We start from the raw sequence: 19,828 nt of genomic DNA on the forward strand, positions 1-19,828 counted from the left end.
AATTCATTGCACAGTTAAGTCATGACATGGCTATCCAGGACCCGCAAGATGCACAGACGCACATTTTCACCCCGTCACCTTTTTTCCTTGTGCTTCATCGTTTGTTTTTCTATTTTCGTATCTGCATGCGGAAGTACGCCTTCCACAAAAGGCACTGCTCAAACGGGCAATCAGGCACAGAGTAAGGTAGATGCAGAGAAAGCGGCATTGGCTAAACAGCAACAAGAAGCTGCAAAAAAACAAATTCTCAATTATGCAAAAGCAGATGCTGACTATCGTGCGCTCGTGGCTAAATTCAGATCGGGCCAGGCGAGCAATGGAGATTATGATGCGATTACCCGAGTATATCCCCTCACCTCAAATTACAATCCCTACGCAAGTGCGGAACAAACCCAAAAGCTGGTCGCTTTCGAGCACATGGAAAGCAAACAATGGGATGCCTGTTTGCGTGCCACTGATATTATTTTGAATGAGAACTTCACGAGCTTAACAGGCCACTATGGCGCGATGGTGTGCCATTATGAACAAGGTCAACAAGCGCAGGGCGAGTTTCACAATCAGCTCTTAGATGGGTTCATCGATGCGGTGTGGCGCTCGGGTGATGGGCGCTCGCCGGCCACAGCGTTTTATATCACCAGCAGTAACGATTTATACGCCTTTGTGCAAATGCATGGTTTTATCGTGACTGGCCAGTCGTTGGTTTACCATCAAGAACGCCCGATGGATGCCATTAGTGTTGAAAACCCTGAAACGGGTGAAGAAGCAACATGGTATTTTGATGTCACAGCGCAGTTTAGGCGCGGGATCCTAGACGATCTAGAAGCCCGCTAAGGCGGTATCCGTCATTCCCGCACATATGTCATTCCCACAGATATGTCATTCCCGCGCAGGCGGGAACCCCAACCGATACGCGTCATTCCCACACAGATGTCATTCCCGCGTAGGCGGGAACCCCACTCTATCGTTTACGCACAGGCTTATACTGAGTAGAACAATACCCTCTGCTCACATCGGGGCTGCGGAGCTTAATATGCTTGGTTTTACGTCCGCTCACTCTAGCCCGCCAATTATTAAAGGTTTTACGCTTTATATTGCTGCGCATGATTTCAATCACTTCTGGCTCAGACACATCAAATAGGCGCTCTATCGCCTCAAAAGGCGTGCGATCTTCCCACGCCATTTCGATGATACGCGAGGTCTCATCTTCGCTGAGTAATTTTACTTTGTTTCTGACACTTGTTTTCATGCTTTCCTATACGCAAAAAACTAAAAAGGGGGTCACAAAAAGGGGGTCAGAGTTAATTTAAAAAGGGGTCAGAGTTAATTTTTCTTTCTGTTCGAACAGCTCCTCAACAATGTAAACACGCTGTACGGCATCCTGCCCGCTCCCAAACGGCATCCATGCCGTTTGAAGGTTTACATTGTTCGGGACCTGAACAAACCACAAAAAACTAACTCTGACCCCTTTTTAAATTAACTCTGACCCCCTTTTTGCTGTTTTGCATAGTTTACGAAAAAACAATTCTTGTTAAGGCTTTGTTAAATTTTGTTATTGTAATCGTTTACATTATTGGTTTTAATGGCGCCTGGCGATTTATAGGGCAGTGGAAAATGAAAACAGTTTTTAAACAGACGATGACAAGTATGGTTGTGGCGAGTGCGCTTCTAATTGGCGCGTGTGGAAGTGGTGGCGGTGCAGGAAATTCTTCACCAGATATGCCAACTACACCACCTCCACAACCAGCTCCAAGCCCTGAAACCAGTGAATTGATCAAAGTGAATCAGTTGGGCTACTTGCCTGATAGCGTCAAAAAAGCAGTGATCCCTGCTACCAATAGCACTACCTTCGAGCTTGTTGATATGAGCACAAACACGGTAGTGATGAGTGGTGACCTCGCAGCAGAGCAAACTTGGTCTGTCGCAAACGATACAGTGCAACTCGCCGACTTTTCTTCACTGACTACTCCTGGTGAATATGCACTGCGCGTAGCAGGTGTCGAGACAGATGCTACCGTTGTAATTGGTAGCGACGTATTTCTTAGTGCCCACGATGCTGCGCTGAAAGCGTATTACTTCAACCGTGCCAGTTTTGCCCTCGACGGCGCTTACGCTGCTGATTGGGCGCGTCCTGCAGGTCATCCTGATACAAATGTGTTGGTCCACAGCTCGGCTGCTGATGCTAATCGGCCAGAAGGAACCGTGATCAGTGCGCCAAAAGGATGGTATGACGCAGGGGATTACAATAAATATATTGTGAACAGCGGTATTTCAACATACACACTTATGGCTGCTTATGAGCATTTCACGAGTTTCTATCAGAACCGCGATGTAAACATTCCTGAATCGGGTAATTCGATCCCAGACATACTAGAAGAAATAAAGTGGAACTTGGATTGGATGATGGCCATGCAAGACCCCAATGATGGTGGTGTTTATCACAAGCTCACCACACTCAACTTTTCTGGCACGCAAATGCCACACCTTTCCACTGCACAGCGTTACGTAGTGCAAAAAGGAACAAGTGCTGCTTTAAATTTTGCTGCCGTTATGGCTTCAGCCAGTCGTATATATGCGGACATACCAGAATATCAGAGTGTTGCACAAAGCTACCAAAGTGCAGCAGAAAGTGCATGGACTTGGGCACAAAGCAATCCGAACGTGGCCTATAATCAGCCCAGCGATGTCTCGACTGGAGAATATGGTGACGGTAACTTTGACGACGAGCGTTTATGGGCTGCCGCGGAACTGTTTTTGTTAACGCAAGACCAGCAATATCTGACTAGCTTCAAAGCGATGAGCAGCCGTCAAAGTGCTCAACCAAACACACCAGCGTGGCCTGAAACAGCTACCTTAGGCTATATATCAATGCTATCGGCCGGTAAGATGTTGATTGAGCAGAGCGATTTCAATACCTTTCAAGCGTCTTATATCGCTTTAGCAGACAGCATTGTTGCTCAATATGAAACTTCAGCTTATGGTGTTGCCATGCAAGAGGAAGACTTTGTGTGGGGCAGTAACGCTGTTGCGTTAAACAAAAGCATGGTCTTGCTGTTTGCCTATGAGCTAAGCGACAATATGGCATATAAAAATGCTGCGGTTGGCCTAGTGGATTACGTATTGGGTAGAAACCCAACAGACTATTCCTTCATGACGGGTTTTGGTAGCAAAACGCCAATGGATATTCATCATCGACCGTCATTTGCTGACACTGTTTCTGAACCGGTACCAGGGTTTGTTGCTGGTGGGCCTCAGCCTGGTCAGCAAGACAACTGTAATTATCCATCGCCTTTACCAGCTTTGAGCTACTTGGATGATTGGTGCAGTTACTCAACTAACGAAGTGACTATCAATTGGAATGCACCGATGGTCTATTCATTAGCTGCTTTACATACAGGCCAATAAGTAAAGCGCCTGCAAACGCTGAGCCTTAATCGATTTGGTAGCCTACTCGCTTCTCATTGATTAAGCTCAGTAGTTCGCTTGCTGCTACGGCATCGGACATTGCTCGGTGATGGCGTTGCATATCAATCTCAAAATGCTTAGTTAAGTTTGCCAATGAGTATGAAGGTAAACCCTTATAGTATTTCCGCATCTCTCTAACAGTGCACAATTTTGGACGTCGAAAACGACGCTCTAACCTTTCAAATTCGGCCTTTATGAAGCCGTAGTCAAAGTTAACGTTGTGCGCTACGAATACACAGTCTTTAGTAAACTCGTCTATATCGTCTGCGACTTCTGCAAATAGCGGTGCATTGGCAACTAGTTCGTTATCAATACCGGTGAGAGAAGTGATATTGGCGGGAATGCGTCGCTGTGGATTGATCAACGATTGCCATTCAGCAATCACTTCACCACCACTCACTTTCACCATGCCAACTTCGGTAATTCTGTGATGTTGAGCTCGCCCGCCCGTAGTTTCTATATCGACCACTACGTAGGTCTGCATAGGGTCAAAGGTCCACACGACATTCGTGATGCGCACATCAAAGTTAAGCGCTTGCAGCTTCTGAATGCTCAATAACTGATTACGACGCAATTGATCGCCTTCGGATTTTACTTCTTCAAAACGTAATTTATCGTTTTCTATTAACATTAAATCAGGAAAACCATCGCTTAAATTTTGCCAGTCCTGTGTCATACAACGCAGCAGTGACAAGAGCTGTGATAGTTCGCTGTGTTTTATCAGTAAATTCAGTCGTTCTAAAATGTTCTTACGCCAGCGGAAAACAATGTTTCCTTCGCCATAGTGCTTGGTTGCCACAAAGCTGAGTTGCTGAAATAAGCTAGCTTTGGTGTGGGTGTTGTTGATGCGGGTTTCAATATGTTCCTTGGCCAAATCATAGAACTGATTAGACTTTAATGAAGTGGGCACATGGTCGAACTCATTGCTTAAGCCCAAGCCATCGAGTTCGTATATTTCATACCAAAAATACAAGCCAAATAATGCCCGCCATATTTCGTTTTCGGTGCGAAGAGCCAGGATGTCACGTTGCTCATAATAGGCCACGACGCCGCGCTCAACCGCGCCTTTATGAATTTCGTCAATCGCGATCGTTTGGGAGTTGTCGCGCAACATATCGGTCAACACGCTGGTGCGCTTTTTATGATACTTTCGAGCAAGGAAATCTTCTGCAAAGGCTAAGAGATCTTCACACAAAGGTGCTTGGATAATACTTTCTAACCTTGCTTCCACGGCCTCTGTGTGACCCTGTTTATACGCTTCGCGGATCCATTTCTCGCTGGCTGCACTCGAACCAATATTTTCTAAAACATCGAGTGCATGTGTTGCATCGAAAGACAGTAGATCATTGGCAAGTAACAATTGTAGTCGTTGATGTAATTCTGTGGCCTTGTCACCCATCGGAGAGCACATAGTGGATAGCTGCTCCAAGATATAAGCCTTGTGCTCGTCTTGATGTTTTTGACCTTGAACTTGATCGTTTGGTGGTGAGTGTTTGAAATTCGCCAAAGCAATGCGCACGTCGTTGAGTTGAAAGTGCAGGTTAAATGCACTCTTTGCGCTGTCTATGCTGTCGAAACGCGCTAAAACCTGAGCTTGTTCTTTACGCGTACGCATGACGCCTAAATCTCGCATAGAAAACTGGTTTAGTTTTGCGTGAAAATTACCAAAATAGAGGTATAAAAAGTAATGAATGGGCCTCTCAAAATTGCCCTCCCAATAATCGCTAGCAATACTGCTGTCACAAATTTGTTCGGCGCTAACTTCCGATAACAAGACATCGACAAGCGTCGACTTCGGCGCCGATTTCTTATATTCGATGGCTTCTTCCAGCAACACATTGATTTCTTCCAATAGGCTAAGAATGTCTGCTTTTGTTAAATGCTCGACAAACTCCGCTGCATGCTTGCGTTGAATAGGTCTGAACCATTTGTCCTGAAAAAGCTGATAAAAATTATCATCAATGTTATCGATTTCATCATACACGTACGTACTCGGTTTAATAAATATCGACTTACGATTAACGAACCGAATGATTAAACATTGTTGGTCTTTGCTGAGCGCTTGAAAGCGCTGGATGAACGTTTGATCCTCTTCATCTAATAATGAGGCACATGGGCCTGTCACAAATTTCAAGAATTCATGAAAGTGGGTGTGATAATAGTAGGTTGGTAAGTCGCGCACGTTATCCAAAAAGCTAAATGTTTCTATGCCGCAAAGCATACTAAATAACTGTGTAAATATACAGTACTGATTTGGATGCTATAAATGCATGCTTCACAATCGTTACAAATGTATGCTTTACTAACATTTCTTTAAACGAATACGCAAAGGAAGCTCATGTTTAGTCATATCATGTTGGGTGCAAACGACATTCAAGAATCAAAGAAATTTTACGACGCAATCTTCGCTGTGCTTGGCTGCAAGCCAGGTGTCATTGATGATAAAGGCCGTTGTTTTTGGTACGAAAAAACCGGTGTTTTCTCAGTAACAAAACCCATTGATGGCCAGCCTGCGACTCACGCAAATGGCAGTACATATGGATTTGCGGCAAAATCAACCGATGAAGTGGACGCTTGGTATCAAGCCGGTTTAGAGAACGGCGGGACAGCCTGTGAAGATGCTCCGGGTTTGCGTAATAATGGCAAAGTCGACCTGTATCTAGCCTATTTACGCGATCCGGCGGGAAACAAAGTTTGTGCGCTTTTTAAGCCTTGATTTTGGCTGTTATTAGTACAATCGGGCCTTAAGGTTGGATACTAATATTTATGAGGGTGCCGTTCGTAGCGCGCTAAAAGAGTTTAGTCTAAAGCAAGCGATCGCACTCTCTCTAATATGTTGCCATCGTGTCGGTAGCTATTATGACCGTTTTAGTAGAGCAGAAACTTGGGGAAACCCAGGTAAATTGAGAAACGCGAGAACGGCTGTTTACAATTGGTTGAAAGGCGTTAATACGGACTACAAAAGGCAGAGTGCATCACTTGAAGTTGAAATTCCCGATTCTGATGATTTTGGTTCGGTTGAAGCAACTCTCGCGCAGGTCGCTGCCATTGCTCATTATTATATGGTTGAGCAGCTCGAATCGAAGGAAATACAATTGACAAAGTTGGTACTAGATCGCTGTTTAGAAATAGCTGATGTTCGAATCCAAGAGCTATTAGATAAAGATTCAAGAATGGAACCGTCGATCGCTGCAATAGAGTCACATAACATTTATCAAAAAGAAATGCGCTTGCATGTGGAGCTTCTGAAAGGAATAAAAGGTAGCTTAGACCCGGTTGAATTTGTAGATAAAGTGTTAGCAGTAAAGAAAGACAAACAAGAACAATTTGATTTCAGGTTGGACGAAGAAAATTAACAAGGATTAGCATGAAGAATTTACTCACCGTTTTAGTGATATTTTTAACTTATGGTTGCAGCTCGACGGCTAATAATAGCCAATTTACAGGTGATCTCTCGACAAGCTCAACAGATCCTCAATATGGTTATATTGAATCAAAGCCGGTTGAACTGGGTGGCTTTATGCGAGGAACAAAATACGAGGGTGCACACTTTGAGTATTTCAGTAGCTTACTTGGGCCACAAGGGCAGAAGGTGAAGGTAGAGCGCCTCGGCAGCTGTTGTGAATTTGAGGATGCATCTTTGCCTCTCGGTGGTGGTTTACTAGATCGTTATGAGCTTACCTATGAAGGCCAGAAAAAACCGGCTGTCATTTACGTCAATCTCTACCGTTTCGAGCAACCCAAAGCACCGCAGGGGTTTACACTCTTGTAAGGCAATGTCTGAATTAAGGGATTAATTATATATGAAAAATGGCATCAACAACTTCGTTAAAACAGCCAATCAATATCTATTATTTACTGGGCTAATCATTATAGTCGGTTTTTTTGCCTATCAACTCGCCAAAGAAATCTTCAAAAGTGATTATCAAAAACACAATTCAATAGCACTCGTCGATGAAACTGAATTGGAAGAATATCCTATCGAGCTCCAAACAAGTTTCGTTAACAAGTATAAGGATGTGTTCCTTTTCAGGGTAAGTTCAAACAGGCTCGCAAGAGAAGATAAAGAAGTCAGCAATTTAAGAAAACCGTTAGCTATGATGAGTAACAGCTTCGGAGGTTATGAGGATCTAGAAACTGTTAATTTCTTATTCACAGGCGCCAGTTATAAAAGAACCTTACTCGACAAAAATTCCCTGATTCTCGATTACACTTTTCTTAACGATACGGTAGACATTGACTCTTACAATCGCCAATTCAAGTTAGATAAACACCTCTTTACCGTTGTGAAAGACGATACGAATAAAGACAAGCAACTGAACCGCAAAGATAGTATCGATCTATTGGCGAGTGATTATGACGGCAGAAATGTCACCACCGTTTTTTCAGATATCGAAAATTATGAAATTGTTGATCACAATGTCTTACTTGTTATCCGAATGGTTGACGAGAAAAAAGAAGCAACTCTTTATGACTTGGTTAGCGGTGCTAAGACAAAGATTGATATTAATGTACCAACGACCTAAGCGTCATGGCGTGAGACCAGGGAGAACAATCAACCAACCTGAATTTTCTGCTTCGCTACCCATTCAAAATATTCGGTCAGCTCTGGATTATCTTGTATTAGCGAGAGGCTGTTGAGGTGTTTGGCTAACTCCATCTCGCTGAAGCGTCGATGTAATCCGTTGTGGCACTGTCTACAAATATCGATGCCCTGAGCTAGCTCTGCTTTGCTGTAGTGTTTTTTGAAATAGTTGCGTCGATGCATCTTTTTTGGGATCAAGTGATGGAAGGTTAGGTGCGTTTGTCGATGACACAGGGGACATTCGCCTAAACTACTTCGGCGAGGATATTTGCGGGTTTGGCTTCGGCTTCTATTTTCCATATTTTAAGTTACGTTATATGTGACGATTACGATTTTGAAAAACATTTTAGTTTTTGCACGTCCTAAAACGCATTCATCTCGTAGTAATATCAAACACGTAAATTTGTATAGGTAGTTCGTATGAGTTTAACCAGTGCAGCCACGTTTGAGTGCCCTTACTGTATGACGTATAACGATCTAGAGATAGACGAACAAAATGATGTGGGTCAGCAGCAAATTGTAGATTGTCAGATTTGTTGCTCACCTATAGAGCTAAGCATAATAGACAATGGCTTTGGTATTGAAATCATTGCCAAACGAGATGACGAATAAAATGACGATAAAAGCTTTCAACGCCAGTGACATTGAAAATATGCCGCAACGAGTGCGAGCAAATTTTATCAATTCACTTTCAGGGTTTAAAAGTGGCAACTTAATTGGTACCACCGATAAACACGGTATCGATAACCTGGCTGTCGTGAGTTCGGTCTTCCATGTTGGGGCCCATCCTCCCTTGCTCGGCATGATAATGCGACCGCATACGGTACCGCGTGATACCTTGCAAAATATTAAAGATAGCGGTGAATATACAATCAATCATATTTGCACCGACTTAGTTGAAAAAGCGCATCATACATCTGCCCGTTTTGATTCTGATGTGAGTGAGTTTGAACAACTTGGCTTAAGCCCACAAATGAGTGAACAGGTGAAAGCGCCCTATGTACTTGAAGCTCAAATCAAGTTGGGTATGCAGGTGCAAGATATTCAGGTACTCGCAATCAATCAAACTGAATTAGTCATTGGGCAAGTCGTTGAAGTGATTCTGAACGAAACGTGGGTCAGTCAAGATGGCTATGTGGATATTGAATCAGCCCAGTCTGTTGCTGTATCAGGTCTTGATTCTTATCATACCACTTCTCGTTTGGGGCGCTTTAGTTATGCAAAACCAAATGAAAACTTACATCACCTAGATATAAAAACTGGAAAAGCTAGAGAGAACTCATGATCCCGAATTTAGACCAATTATTGATTGTTTGCGGTATTGCAATCGTTGCTGTTGCTGTGATTGTATGGATTTTGGTTAAGTTACCAATGGATGACCAATCTAGCCGCGATGAGTAAATACTAGTTTAAGCTAGATCAAATAAAGTTAATTTTTTGAATAGTTTTTGTAGATGGATCCAAAAACTTTCGGTATAAGTATCAATAGTGGTAAACATTAAAAGCACCACCCTTTGCAAACTCGTCATTTTTTGGCGAGTTTTTTTCGTTTAAGGGCCAGTGTAAAAGAGAATCATTTTTATTTTCGTCTACAAATTGGGAAACGCATTATGAATAACGTTAATCGTCGCGACTTTTTAAAATTATCAGGCTCTACTCTAATCGGCCTCACATTGGGTGGCGTTGCATTAAATGCCAACGCGCAAGAAAAGCTAAAACTAGATGATCCGACAGCTATGGCGCTTAAATACGTTCATAAGTCTGAAGTTGAAGGCAAGAAGTGTTCAAACTGCCTATTGATTCAAGGTGAAGATGGTCAAGAATGGCGTCCATGTGGTGCATTCCCAGGTAAGCTTGTGAATGCAAATGGCTACTGCTCAGCTTGGGCATTAAAGCCATCATAAGATAGTTTTACTAAAAAAGTAAAAAAGGGGTCAGAGTTAATTATTTTTTCTTTCTGATTTGCACAGGCCCTTAATAATATAAACACGCTTTTCGGCATCCTGCCCGCTCCCAAATGGCATCCATGCCATTTGAAGGTTTATATTATTAAGGACCTGAACAAACCGCGAAAAAATAATTAACACTGACCCCTTTTTTGTTATTTTATTGGGCGCATAGCGTCTTTAAAGTGCTTATGTTCATAAGCGCCATTTGCAAAACTTGGTTTGAGAATCGCTTTATTTGCTTTTTCATAGTGGTAGGCCAAGTTTAATAGCAATGCTTCATCCCAAGCAGTGCCCATGAAGCTTAAATTAATGGGTAAACCTTTCATGTCGCCCATCGGAACACTCACTTGAGGGTAGCCCGCAATAGCGGCTAACCAACCCGCTCCAGCAAATCCTCCAGGAAAGCTGTCACCATAAACTGGGTCAATTAGGAAGGCAGGTGTTTGGCTCGGCATCATGATAGCGTCTACATTGTGGTCCTTCAGAAGTTTGTCGATGCCATTGTCTTGTGTTGAGACTCTTAAGAATTCTTTGATTTCTTTATAGTCGTCATCATAACCATTCTTTGCTTCTGCCTGAACAAACAAGCTTTGGTCGAAGATAGCGAGCTCTCTTTCACTACTGTCATTGAACTTCATTACATCTGCTAATGTGCGTGTAGTCACCGCTTGTGCACTGTTAGCCAAATATGCATTTAGCTCGTGTTTGAATTCGATAAGTAAAAGATCTAGTGCCTTTCCCCAGAATCCTTCGGGTGTATCGAACGCTTCAATCATAACCAGTTCAACACCATAGCCTTTCATGATCTGCTGAGCATTTTCAAAGGCTTCAATGATTTCTGGATGGTCACCCTGCACGGCTTTAAATACGCCTATTCGTTTGCCTTTGAGTGTTTTCCCTAGTTCGTTTAAATAATCTTTAGCGTGCAAGTCGGCTTCTTTCGTGTACGAGTCCATAGGATCGCTTCCAGCCATCACTGACAGCATTAGTGCGGCATCTTCAATACTTCTTGTCATTGGTCCTGCAGTGTCTTGCGTCACAGAAATAGGTACGATATGTGTGCGAGATAATAAGCCCACTGTCGGTTTGACGCCCGCAATGCCGTTCATGGCAGTTGGGCAAATAATGGAACCGTTGGTTTCAGTACCAATTGCCAAGGAGGCGAATTGCGCAGCGATTGCTGCGCCTGAACCAGATGATGAACCGCAAGGCGTTCTGTCCAAGCTATGCGGGTTTCTTGTTTGGCCACCTAACGCACTCCAGCCGCTGACCGAGTCGTTTGAGCGGAAATTAGCCCATTGAGATAAGTTAGTTTTACCTAAAATGATCGCACCCTCGGCTTTGAGTTTGGCGATAATGGGCGCGTCACGCTCGGTTATATTGTTAGCCAACACAATCGCACCGGCGGTTGTTGGCAGTTCGCTGGTTTCCACGTTGTCTTTTACCAGCACGGGTATACCATGTAACTTACCTAAAGCATTGCCTTCAGCTCGATCTTTGTCTTTCTGTTTGGCTTCAGCTAGCGCGTTTGGGTTTAAGGATAGTACTGCTTGTACTTTTGGTCCCTTGCGATCTAAGGCATCGATACGTGCTAAGTAAGCAGCAACTAACGTTTCAGAGCTTAACTCTCCTTTTGCAATTAACTGTGCTTGTTCAACGGCACTTAAATCTAATATTGCGGGGGTGCTAATGCTGGTTTGATAAGCTGCTTGCTCATGCTTTGCATGTCCATCCGCCCCGAAGGTGTTGAAAGAAAGTGCTATCAATAGGCCGGTGGCGCTGAGGGTACGAACTAGATTTCTCATATTATTTTCCATGTTATAGAGCAAGCTAATGATGTGAAGCCAAGGCTTGTGCAAATAAGCTACACTGTCTAAGCCGGTCTCAACGGTATTAATTGTTATCGAAAAATGCAAGTATCAAGGTTCTTTTATGGAGGGAAGTTTATGACAAGTGTAAACGAGTCTGCACCACAACATGATAAGTTGAATTATGTCGAGTTTGCAGCGCGCGACTTAAAAGCCACAAGCATATTTTTTAATAAAGCCTTTGCATGGGATTTTACTTGGTATGGTGAGGAGTATGTGGCATTTTCAAATGAAGGATTAGATGGCGGTTTCTATCAAGCTGACTTGAAGACACGTGAAGAAACTGGCGGGGCGCTACTCATCTTTTATTCCAATAATTTGGAGTCAACGATGGCGAAAGTCAGTGAATCTGGCGGTGACATCGTCAAGCCTATTTTTTCTTTTCCGGGCGGACGACGTTTTCACTTCTTAGAGCCCAGCGGTAATGAGTTCGCGGTGTGGTCAGATTTAGGTTTGGAGGAAGCATGAAAATTTACGGTGATATAAAATCAGGTAATTGTTATAAAATTAAACTGACATGCGACTTACTCTCCTTGCCCTACGATTGGATTCACGTAGACATTATGGCTGGGGACACAAAAACCCCAGAGTATTTGGCAAAGAATGCTGCGGGGAAAATCCCCCTTCTCGAATTAGATGATGGTCGGTTTCTGAGTGAGTCGAACGCGATTATCAATTTCCTTGCACACAATACGAGCTTATTACCAAGCGACCCATATGCACTTGCGCAGGTTCAGCAATGGCAGTTCTTTGAGCAATACAGCCATGAACCCTTTATCGCCGTTGCCCGTTTTATCAATAAGTATCTGGGTATGCCAGAAGAACGCAAAGCGGAGTATGAAAAACTTCAAGCAGGTGGACACAAAGCGCTCAGGCTGATGGAGTCGCAGTTGGGAAAAACGCAATACCTTGCTGGCGACAAACTGACTACTGCGGATATAAGTTTGTATGCTTACACGCATGTGAGTGACGAGGGTGGATTTGATTTAGCGAGCAATCCAAATATTCAAGCTTGGCTAAAACGCGTTGAAGCACATCCAAATTATTCAGCTATGTCTTGAAGTATTAATTCAAAATACGGCAGTGAGTGATAAAAACGGCTATTTGCATTCTAAGGTTGGAAACATCAACTGAGAAGTGAGTGAACATACATCCGTTTTGTGCAAAAGGTGGTAGGTTAGGCTGAGCCTTTCGAAAAAGTCTTATATCTAATGAATGACTACAAAGCCAAAGATTATAGACAATGCACTTAAAGTGACAATTCGACATTTAATGAGTTGCTTGCGGTTTTAGTTGACTGACAAAAAAAACATCCAAAAGCCGTCGTTGACGAGTACAGCAAATTTAAATATCGATGCTCTCTGAAATCTCTAATGCGTCGTCAACTTCGATGCCCAGATATCGAACTGTACTCTCTAATTTAGAATGACCGAGGAGCAATTGACACGCCCTAATGTTTTTAGTCTTTTTGTAGATCAAAGATGGTTTGGTTCGCCGTATCGTATGAGTACCATAGTGCGTCCCTTCTAATCCGATTGAGTTTATCCACCCATCGACAATACGGCTATATTGACTAGTAGAAAGATGCGGTGAATCCTTTATACGAGATTTGAAAAGATAATCGGAATTATCAAGCGCTTCTTTTTGAATCAATGCTTTTATTGCTGCTCTAGTCTGCTCAGTAATTTCAAATTGAACAGGTCTGCCAGTTTTTTGCTGAATTATCTTAGCTCGCGACTGAATATTCATTCCTAGCGCAATATCTCTGACACGCAAGGATACTAAATCACAGCCCCTGAGTTTGCTATCTAGGCCAAGACTAAATAATGCTAGGTCCCTTATGTTGCCAGAAATTTCTAACCTGATTCGAATCGCCCATATTTGCTTTTGTTTCAAAGCTAGTTTTTGACCAACGAGCTTTCCCTTATTCCAAGGCTCTTTTTTCTTGTAAACGGCAATTGGGTACATAAGTATTCTCCAGAGTTCAGATAAACAGCAAACTTAGAGAATATGATTGCAATACAAATGCCATGTATAATAGTATTTAATACTACCAATTAGGCTGTGAAGTAAATTATGGGCATGATTAAAAAGAGCATCACTGTTACTGATAAACAAAATGAGTGGATGCAAAGTCAGTTGAAAAGCGGCGAATACGCCAGTGATAGCGAATTACTGAGAGATTTAATACGCAAAGAGCAACGTCGAAACGAAGACATTAATGTCATCAGAGAGGCGCTAATTATGGGGGAGCAAAGTGGTTATTCCACCAAGTCCGCTGAACAAATTTTGCAGGAGTTTAAAGACAAGCGCCGTATAAATGCATGACTATAGGCTAACACTTGCCGCAGAAATGGACCTCGCTGATATTTTAGAATACGGAGAAGCTCATTTCGGTACCCAATCAGCACTTGAGTTTTATGAAGGTTTGCTCTGTGTATTTCCTAAAATCGTTAATAATCCTGCTCAATTTGCCCGAATCGATGAAGTGCGCAAAGGATACCGAAGAGCAATCTATCAAAGATATTCCATTTATTTCATTGAGCGCGAAAACTTCATAGAAATAACGCGCGTTATACGCAAGTACCCAGTAAAACTATGACCAAACTGTTAAGAAACGACTAACAGGAATCATCCAGTTGCAGACATAGTCTGAGTGTTTGCAACCTATAGCCAGACATCCATATCTTGACTACCAAGGATGGCCATAACATCTACCCAGTCCTGATTAATACGATAGTAAATAACATCTGCGCGATGAGGAAATCGTCTATAGCCTTGCCTAAAATGGTCGATTGATTGATAAGCTAGAGGTGTTGCTGCTATCTTTTCAAAGGCGTCAAAGAAACTTTGAAAATACTCATCAGCTTGCTTTTCACCAAATTCTTTATAGCCATAGACATATATTCGCCGTAAATCTTCTTTCGCTTCAGAAGTTAAACGGTACTTAGTCACCATCATTGACGCTATGTTTGAACTCCGCAAGCATTTCTTGAGGGGATTGATACACAAAATCGCTTTTTTCTGCTCGGTCAAACTTTTGATTAATATATTCGGCTCGTCTAGCTCGTCTGACTAAATCATTGATTAGTTCACTTTTGTTAGCGTAATCGCCAGCACCATCGACTTGCAGTTTGAGCCACTCGTCGTTCTTTTCAGTTAGAGTTACGCTTTGCCTAGGCATATATTATTGCTCCTATTTAAGTGGTGCAATATTACACCAACCAATTTAGTCTTTCCACTTGAACTTTAGTCCAGATTTGTTTGATCGAAAAACGATAAATAGGGAACCCAAGCGATACTTTCTGGGTGATAACAGGTATAAAGCAAATATTGAAGAGGAAATTAGGGCCTGCTTGCATCCAAAAGGAGACATTGGCAAGGTGAGACGGAACAGAATTGAAAGACTGCTTCACCTATTCGAATGTAATAAAAAATTGAATTCCAGCATCACCACTTAATTAAAAAAGCGGCCGTTCGTCCGAAGGACTGTCATAGTAATCTACATTTAATACAACTCAAAAATCAACGCAGCTCAGTTAGAACCTAGGCTCAGCGCCGTTTTGCATGCTGTTGTTACTATACGCGCATAGTAACATGACTTATTTAATCGTGATATTACTCTAGATTGTTGTTTTTAATATGCTTCTTTTGTGATGACGTGCGCGTTTACTATGCATGCATAGTAAACACATAAAAAATTGTAGAAATTGTCATCAAAAAAATAGTAAGCTATTGAAATTAAATAAGTATGAGGACTGTGTAAAGTGAATTAATCTTGTTGTTACTATGCGGTCTGCATAATAAGTTGTTATGTGCTAAAAGGGAATTTGAGAACCACTAGATTCTCAATTATGGAAATTTTGAAATGAGAAACCTAATTATACTAAGCTTTTCAATAACCTTATTTCTCTTAGGCTGCAAGGAGGCACCAAATGAAGAAACTTGGCACTGCTTACAAGAAAATCAGATAACCCCAGAATTAATTGCTACACAAAATAGTGTGATTGTTTACTCAACCCCACGAGCCGCCAAGTCCTCGGGCATAGTTACAATTGAAAACACCTTATTAGACAAAAAGTCTGTATTGAAAAGTGATTTAACTTTTAGTCGATCAGACTCAGGTAAAAAAATCAAATTGACGCTTCAAGCAGCAGATTTAGAGATCGTTAAAGACGAGCTAGATCTTTTATCTGAAGGTCGTGCAAAGGCTCTCTTACCAGAGTTCGGAACTACTATTACTGGTGAAATAATTTATCAGGATAGTGGAATGCGTAGGGTAGAATATGAAAATGGCGAAATACTTGAGTGTACATTGCAGGATGTTTAGAGACGCACATAACAAGTCAATAAACTCGCTCACTGCGTTCGCTGGGACGCATACACGCAGGGCGGCTTCGCCATTATGCCCTACGAGCCTGCGCCCGTTATTGAAAAGTTATGTATAAATGAAAGTAGTTTATATTCTGTGGCATAGCTACGAAGAGAGTGAGGTTGAGGATAGCAAGTTAATTGGTGTTTATTCGACAATCGAAAACGCCGAAATCGCAAGAGATAAATTAGTAACTAAACCTGGTTTTAGTTCGCATCCGAATGGTTTCTTAATAGATAAGTATCAATTAGATCAAGATCATTGGACTAGTGGCTTTGGTTGGTAAAATGCACATAACAAAAGACTATGGCACGAGCTCGTTCTTTCAAGAGTCAACCTCACCTGTTTTTATTAAGTTATCTTCGGATTCGCGAGCATTCGTTGTTTGGTTCTCGCTGGTCAACATCAGTTGTAGTATTAGCGTCAAACGAGTACTGTTTTACCTAAATGGTTATCGCAAGGAAGCAGGGAATGTTTAATCAAAATCGCACTAAACCGAAACAACATAACAAACGCATCAACCTCGCTACGCTCGCGCAGGACGGTTTTCTGGTTGGGACTTCGCCCACCCAAAAAACTGCCCGTTATGCGGGGTGTTAGCTCGCAAAATAAGTAATCGGTATGATCAAGCTAAAAAATGTAGAAGGCAATATTGATTTTTCTTTGGAGGTAATTGGATACCAATTCCCAGATAGCAAGAAAGATGACTGGTGCTTGCTAAAGGTAAAAATTGCTCAGGGTGACGATAGATGCGAGCTCGTCGATCCGGCTGTGGAAACTACAGAATTGGTGCAACTATTACGCTGGTTTTCAAGTCTGGCAGATGGGCGTTTACCGCGCTACTCTTGCCTAACATTTACTGAGCCATGTCTTAGTTTCGATTTTTTGGCGTTTAATGATGGTGTAGTAAGAATAGCCATTAATCTAAGTCACGAGCTTAAGCCTCCATTTAAAATTGAGCAGTTTAGGGCTAAAAGTGAAGATTGGAATGTGGTGATCGAACTACACGCTAATGACTTTGCCAATATACGTAGAGGCATAGAATTGGCCCTAGAAAATTATCCGGTGCGTGGGAGCTAACAAGGCAAACAGCTGCGGCGTTAGGCTACTTTCATAAACGGAGTTCAAATGTCAGAGTATTTTGCCAAAATCAATTGGGTTAGAGATAGCAATGAAAATTATGTTGATAACAAATATAGCCGAGGACACGAATGGGTTTTTGATGGCGGTATAACGGTTCAAGCTTCTTCTTCACCTCACGTCGTCCCTTTACCTTATTCCGTTGAAGAGAATGTAGACCCAGAAGAAGCATTTGTTGCTTCTCTTTCTAGTTGCCACATGTTGTTCTTCTTATCAATCGCAGCAAAAAGAAGATATGTTGTAGATTCATATGTAGACCATGCTGTAGGTATTATGGAGAAAGATAGCGATGGTAAAATTTCAATGACTAAAGTTACACTCAGACCACATGTTCATTTTTCGGGCGATAAAAAACCATCGATGGAACAACTTGAAAAAATGCACCATCAATCACATGAACAATGCTTTATTGCTAATTCAGTGAAAACTGAAATTGTTACCGAAATCGTAGCCTAACAAGCTGTTAAACAAGGACAAAAAACAGTTGGTTTTGCTCCTTCGTTGCTAATTTTAACCAACTATTTTATTGCCTGTTAACAGGGCGTTATACGTGACTAGCATGTCGAATTGGGTTGAGTTGAAAAAAGAATTTATTAAAGACGGCGCGTTGCGAGACATATACGCATTTGAAGCTTCTGAATCAATTTGGAATGAGTTTATCTATGCCGTTTCGTCCTGTTGCTCGATTGAGTTGGCTAGACGCTCACTTATCACACGCGGAAAAGCGAAGAGGATTGAACCTCCCACTTTTTTGCTGTCACAGTGAGAGCGGCACAACCTTCTCTGTTGTGCACTTACCATTCATCATTTTTACGTTTTTCAGTGTTGCTCTGTTGCCATTTTTGTTGAGTTCAGCGCGAAACGCATAAACTACACCTCTTTCTATTGCTGGGTCTATATATATTCTGTTTCCGCATTTATGCTTCGGATCTTTTACTGGCTTGCCGTCTTCACCCAGTAACCTGAAGAGAGCAAATTCCGGCATTAATCTGAGCACCGATACACGCATATCTCCAATGACATGATCACCGGCCACAACGACTTTATCTTGCTGCGCTTTTTGTTGCTCTGCTTTCTTTTTGGCAACCTCTTCAGCGCTTGCCAGTACTTTAAACCCGGTAAAAGTGCATTGCAGACCACCAGCACCGTAATGGCGCTGTACACCACTGAGTTCAATACTGGCACCCGCGTGCTTATTAACAAAAGCGATATATTCTTTAGCGGTGTAGTTCTCGTCTTTGTAATACATTCTGCACGAGCGATAGCTGCTATTGCCTAGAAAAAGCTCTAACGGGTACTGCGCCTTTAAGCCATAAGCCCTCGCCATGTTTTCACGACTGCTGTTGTACATTAAAGGTATTTCAGCAATGCTCGTTTTACTGGCCAGTATTCCGCTTACCACCCCCACGCTTTCCGAGCGTGTAATACTAGAGTCATTAGCTAGTGCAGATAGGGAAAAGAGCGCAGAAAGCACCACGAAAATTGATTTTTTATTAAATATCATACTCAGCATCCTTGATGAAATTGTACAGTTCTCACTGATTATAAACTGAACAAATACTATGTTCTACTTTTTGTAACAGCGCATTTTGGTGACCTGATTCATTCAAAAAATGTTTATGTTAGTATTTTTGAAACGTACGTTTGTCAGTATCTGAGGAAAACTGCTTTTGAGTACAAGAAAAATTGCCGCTATGTACTATCCACTGTGTCAGCTGTATTTAAGGCTATTTGCACGTGTGTCAAATGGGGAGTTTTAAAAAGTCAGTGAAGTAGTTGTCGTCAAAATAGGTAATTGAACTGGTCTTTGGTACTGAAATCCGCAATGAGAAATGTGAAAGCCCTGACCTCAAAATTTTGCATGTTCAAGTGATAGTATGTCTTTGTGCTTCATGCGTCGGTTATGCAAACAATGATCTTTACGTTAAATTTTTAACACACCTCGTATTGCGTCATATCGATATTGAATACACGCTTAAGACGTTGCGCCCATGACATACTGCCCGCATGATAGGGTTTATTAGAATCAACCAGATGTTCTGCTAAACGAGGACTATTCTTTCCACGTTGTAAAGCGGTTACCTCTGTTCGCACATGACTACTCGGGGCAAATAACCTGCACCGCGCCGGTCACCGGAAACGAGTGAGATTTAATCTGGGCGGTGGCACCAGCGCGAACTCATTTAGTTAGTGGCCCTAATGATGGGGACCGGTCAAATATGAAAAATCTCATCGATGGATTGGTATTAATCTCGAGGAAAGGTCAGCTGCTCAATAAATTCTGGATAGTAATGTTCGACCAATTGATATAGTAACGTGTGCTCTGGTCGGTGGCGTTTATAGGTATGAGAGTGAGTTGTTAGCAGTGGCGCCCTTGCCATTAATTGGCATCACAATGTATAGGTGAGTTGGCTAGACGCTCACCATTGAAGCAATCCAGCAATTTTTGACA

General features: G+C 42.2%; 26 protein-coding genes. 18 read left to right on the plus strand and 8 right to left on the minus strand.

Annotation, left to right across the window (positions count from 1 at the left end; translation table 11 throughout):
• Nucleotides 1–48 precede the first annotated feature (48 nt).
• On the plus strand, nt 49–831 hold the full coding sequence (locus tag RM556_RS16380) for a DUF4919 domain-containing protein (protein ID WP_311375121.1): 783 nt from the start codon (nt 49–51) through the stop codon (nt 829–831).
• Nucleotides 832–958: 127 nt separating this feature from the next.
• Here the strand turns inward: RM556_RS16380 and RM556_RS16385 are convergent, their stop codons facing one another.
• Nucleotides 959–1,246: a TIGR03643 family protein gene (locus RM556_RS16385; protein WP_311375122.1), complete on the minus strand. Its 288-nt coding sequence runs from the start codon at nt 1,244–1,246 to the stop codon at nt 959–961.
• A gap of 365 nt (nt 1,247–1,611) precedes the next feature.
• On the opposite strand from RM556_RS16385, the gene RM556_RS16390 reads away from it, so the two are divergent.
• A complete protein-coding gene (locus RM556_RS16390) occupies nt 1,612–3,402 on the plus strand; it encodes a glycoside hydrolase family 9 protein (RefSeq protein ID WP_311375123.1) in 1,791 nt (596 codons plus the stop codon).
• Between the two features lie 25 nt (nt 3,403–3,427).
• On the opposite strand, the gene RM556_RS16395 is transcribed toward RM556_RS16390, so the two are convergent.
• On the minus strand, nt 3,428–5,644 hold the full coding sequence (locus RM556_RS16395) for an exonuclease domain-containing protein (protein ID WP_311362586.1): 2,217 nt from the start codon (nt 5,642–5,644) through the stop codon (nt 3,428–3,430).
• A 156-nt stretch (nt 5,645–5,800) separates the two neighbouring features.
• Between RM556_RS16395 and RM556_RS16400 the strand changes: the two genes are divergently transcribed.
• From RM556_RS16400 to RM556_RS16415, 4 genes are read left to right on the plus strand one after another with little or no spacing between them, the layout of a single operon-like run.
• A complete protein-coding gene (locus RM556_RS16400) occupies nt 5,801–6,178 on the plus strand; it encodes a VOC family protein (RefSeq protein ID WP_311362585.1) in 378 nt (125 codons plus the stop codon).
• 34 nt (nt 6,179–6,212) lie between these two features.
• Nucleotides 6,213–6,818, plus strand: coding sequence for a DUF416 family protein (locus RM556_RS16405; RefSeq protein ID WP_311375124.1), 606 nt, complete (start codon nt 6,213–6,215; stop codon nt 6,816–6,818).
• An 11-nt stretch (nt 6,819–6,829) separates the two neighbouring features.
• Nucleotides 6,830–7,234: a hypothetical protein gene (locus RM556_RS16410; RefSeq protein WP_311362583.1), complete on the plus strand. Its 405-nt coding sequence runs from the start codon at nt 6,830–6,832 to the stop codon at nt 7,232–7,234.
• A 31-nt stretch (nt 7,235–7,265) separates the two neighbouring features.
• The gene (locus tag RM556_RS16415; protein WP_311375125.1) at nt 7,266–7,988 is read left to right on the plus strand and encodes a hypothetical protein; all 723 of its coding nucleotides are present in this window, start codon (nt 7,266–7,268) and stop codon (nt 7,986–7,988) included.
• 29 nt (nt 7,989–8,017) lie between these two features.
• Here the strand turns inward: RM556_RS16415 and RM556_RS16420 are convergent, their stop codons facing one another.
• Nucleotides 8,018–8,347: a hypothetical protein gene (locus tag RM556_RS16420; RefSeq protein ID WP_311375126.1), complete on the minus strand. Its 330-nt coding sequence runs from the start codon at nt 8,345–8,347 to the stop codon at nt 8,018–8,020.
• A gap of 120 nt (nt 8,348–8,467) precedes the next feature.
• On the opposite strand from RM556_RS16420, the gene RM556_RS16425 reads away from it, so the two are divergent.
• The 3 genes from RM556_RS16425 to RM556_RS16435 all read left to right on the plus strand — a co-directional run bounded on the left by RM556_RS16425 (nt 8,468) and on the right by RM556_RS16435 (nt 9,951).
• Nucleotides 8,468–8,659, plus strand: a complete 192-nt coding sequence (locus tag RM556_RS16425; RefSeq protein WP_311362580.1) for a CPXCG motif-containing cysteine-rich protein — start codon at nt 8,468–8,470, stop codon at nt 8,657–8,659.
• A 1-nt stretch (nt 8,660) separates the two neighbouring features.
• Nucleotides 8,661–9,332: a flavin reductase family protein gene (locus RM556_RS16430; protein ID WP_311375127.1), complete on the plus strand. Its 672-nt coding sequence runs from the start codon at nt 8,661–8,663 to the stop codon at nt 9,330–9,332.
• A 325-nt stretch (nt 9,333–9,657) separates the two neighbouring features.
• Nucleotides 9,658–9,951, plus strand: coding sequence for a high-potential iron-sulfur protein (locus RM556_RS16435; protein WP_311362578.1), 294 nt, complete (start codon nt 9,658–9,660; stop codon nt 9,949–9,951).
• A 197-nt stretch (nt 9,952–10,148) separates the two neighbouring features.
• On the opposite strand, the gene RM556_RS16440 is transcribed toward RM556_RS16435, so the two are convergent.
• Nucleotides 10,149–11,801, minus strand: a complete 1,653-nt coding sequence (locus tag RM556_RS16440) for an amidase (protein WP_311375128.1) — start codon at nt 11,799–11,801, stop codon at nt 10,149–10,151.
• Between the two features lie 141 nt (nt 11,802–11,942).
• On the opposite strand from RM556_RS16440, the gene RM556_RS16445 reads away from it, so the two are divergent.
• Together RM556_RS16445 and RM556_RS16450 are read left to right on the plus strand one after the other, a co-directional pair.
• Nucleotides 11,943–12,332: a VOC family protein gene (locus RM556_RS16445; protein WP_311362576.1), complete on the plus strand. Its 390-nt coding sequence runs from the start codon at nt 11,943–11,945 to the stop codon at nt 12,330–12,332.
• Nucleotides 12,329–12,925, plus strand: a complete 597-nt coding sequence (locus tag RM556_RS16450; protein WP_311362575.1) for a glutathione S-transferase family protein — start codon at nt 12,329–12,331, stop codon at nt 12,923–12,925. The genes RM556_RS16445 and RM556_RS16450 overlap by 4 nt, the downstream gene beginning before the upstream one ends.
• Nucleotides 12,926–13,208: 283 nt before the next feature.
• Here the strand turns inward: RM556_RS16450 and RM556_RS16455 are convergent, their stop codons facing one another.
• Nucleotides 13,209–13,832: a tyrosine-type recombinase/integrase gene (locus RM556_RS16455; protein WP_311362574.1), complete on the minus strand. Its 624-nt coding sequence runs from the start codon at nt 13,830–13,832 to the stop codon at nt 13,209–13,211.
• A 114-nt stretch (nt 13,833–13,946) separates the two neighbouring features.
• Here RM556_RS16455 and RM556_RS16460 point away from each other — a divergent pair, with 114 nt between their 5' ends.
• Entirely contained in the window at nt 13,947–14,192 is a 246-nt protein-coding gene (locus tag RM556_RS16460; RefSeq protein ID WP_311362573.1) for a type II toxin-antitoxin system ParD family antitoxin, read from the plus strand.
• The gene (locus RM556_RS16465; protein ID WP_311375129.1) at nt 14,185–14,466 is read left to right on the plus strand and encodes a type II toxin-antitoxin system RelE/ParE family toxin; all 282 of its coding nucleotides are present in this window, start codon (nt 14,185–14,187) and stop codon (nt 14,464–14,466) included. The genes RM556_RS16460 and RM556_RS16465 overlap by 8 nt, the downstream gene beginning before the upstream one ends.
• Nucleotides 14,467–14,531: 65 nt before the next feature.
• On the opposite strand, the gene RM556_RS16470 is transcribed toward RM556_RS16465, so the two are convergent.
• Nucleotides 14,532–14,825 carry a type II toxin-antitoxin system RelE/ParE family toxin gene (locus RM556_RS16470; protein WP_311362571.1) on the minus strand — a complete coding sequence of 98 codons (294 nt, stop codon included), beginning with the start codon at nt 14,823–14,825 and terminating at the stop codon, nt 14,532–14,534.
• Complete coding sequence (locus tag RM556_RS16475; protein ID WP_311362570.1) at nt 14,812–15,048, minus strand: CopG family transcriptional regulator; 237 nt, start codon at nt 15,046–15,048, stop codon at nt 14,812–14,814. Before RM556_RS16475 ends, RM556_RS16470 begins: the two co-directional genes overlap by 14 nt.
• Nucleotides 15,049–15,732: 684 nt before the next feature.
• Here RM556_RS16475 and RM556_RS16480 point away from each other — a divergent pair.
• The 5 genes from RM556_RS16480 to RM556_RS16500 all read left to right on the plus strand — a co-directional run bounded on the left by RM556_RS16480 (nt 15,733) and on the right by RM556_RS16500 (nt 18,142).
• Complete coding sequence (locus RM556_RS16480; protein WP_311375130.1) at nt 15,733–16,194, plus strand: hypothetical protein; 462 nt, start codon at nt 15,733–15,735, stop codon at nt 16,192–16,194.
• 118 nt (nt 16,195–16,312) lie between these two features.
• Nucleotides 16,313–16,522, plus strand: a complete 210-nt coding sequence (locus RM556_RS16485) for a hypothetical protein (protein ID WP_311375131.1) — start codon at nt 16,313–16,315, stop codon at nt 16,520–16,522.
• Between the two features lie 335 nt (nt 16,523–16,857).
• Nucleotides 16,858–17,316 (plus strand): hypothetical protein, encoded by a 459-nt coding sequence (locus RM556_RS16490; RefSeq protein ID WP_311375132.1) that lies wholly within the window; start codon nt 16,858–16,860, stop codon nt 17,314–17,316.
• 48 nt (nt 17,317–17,364) lie between these two features.
• Nucleotides 17,365–17,832 carry an OsmC family protein gene (locus tag RM556_RS16495; protein WP_311375133.1) on the plus strand — a complete coding sequence of 156 codons (468 nt, stop codon included), beginning with the start codon at nt 17,365–17,367 and terminating at the stop codon, nt 17,830–17,832.
• 103 nt (nt 17,833–17,935) lie between these two features.
• On the plus strand, nt 17,936–18,142 hold the full coding sequence (locus RM556_RS16500) for a hypothetical protein (protein ID WP_311375134.1): 207 nt from the start codon (nt 17,936–17,938) through the stop codon (nt 18,140–18,142).
• Here RM556_RS16500 and RM556_RS16505 read toward each other — a convergent pair.
• Nucleotides 18,134–18,880: a hypothetical protein gene (locus RM556_RS16505; protein ID WP_311375135.1), complete on the minus strand. Its 747-nt coding sequence runs from the start codon at nt 18,878–18,880 to the stop codon at nt 18,134–18,136. The two genes, RM556_RS16500 and RM556_RS16505, sit on opposite strands and share 9 nt — an antisense overlap.
• Nucleotides 18,881–19,828: the final 948 nt, after the last annotated feature.

Origin of the sequence: Alteromonas sp. W364 (genome assembly GCF_031846205.1) — a bacterium.
In the GTDB taxonomy this organism is placed as follows: domain Bacteria; phylum Pseudomonadota; class Gammaproteobacteria; order Enterobacterales; family Alteromonadaceae; genus Glaciecola; species Glaciecola blandensis.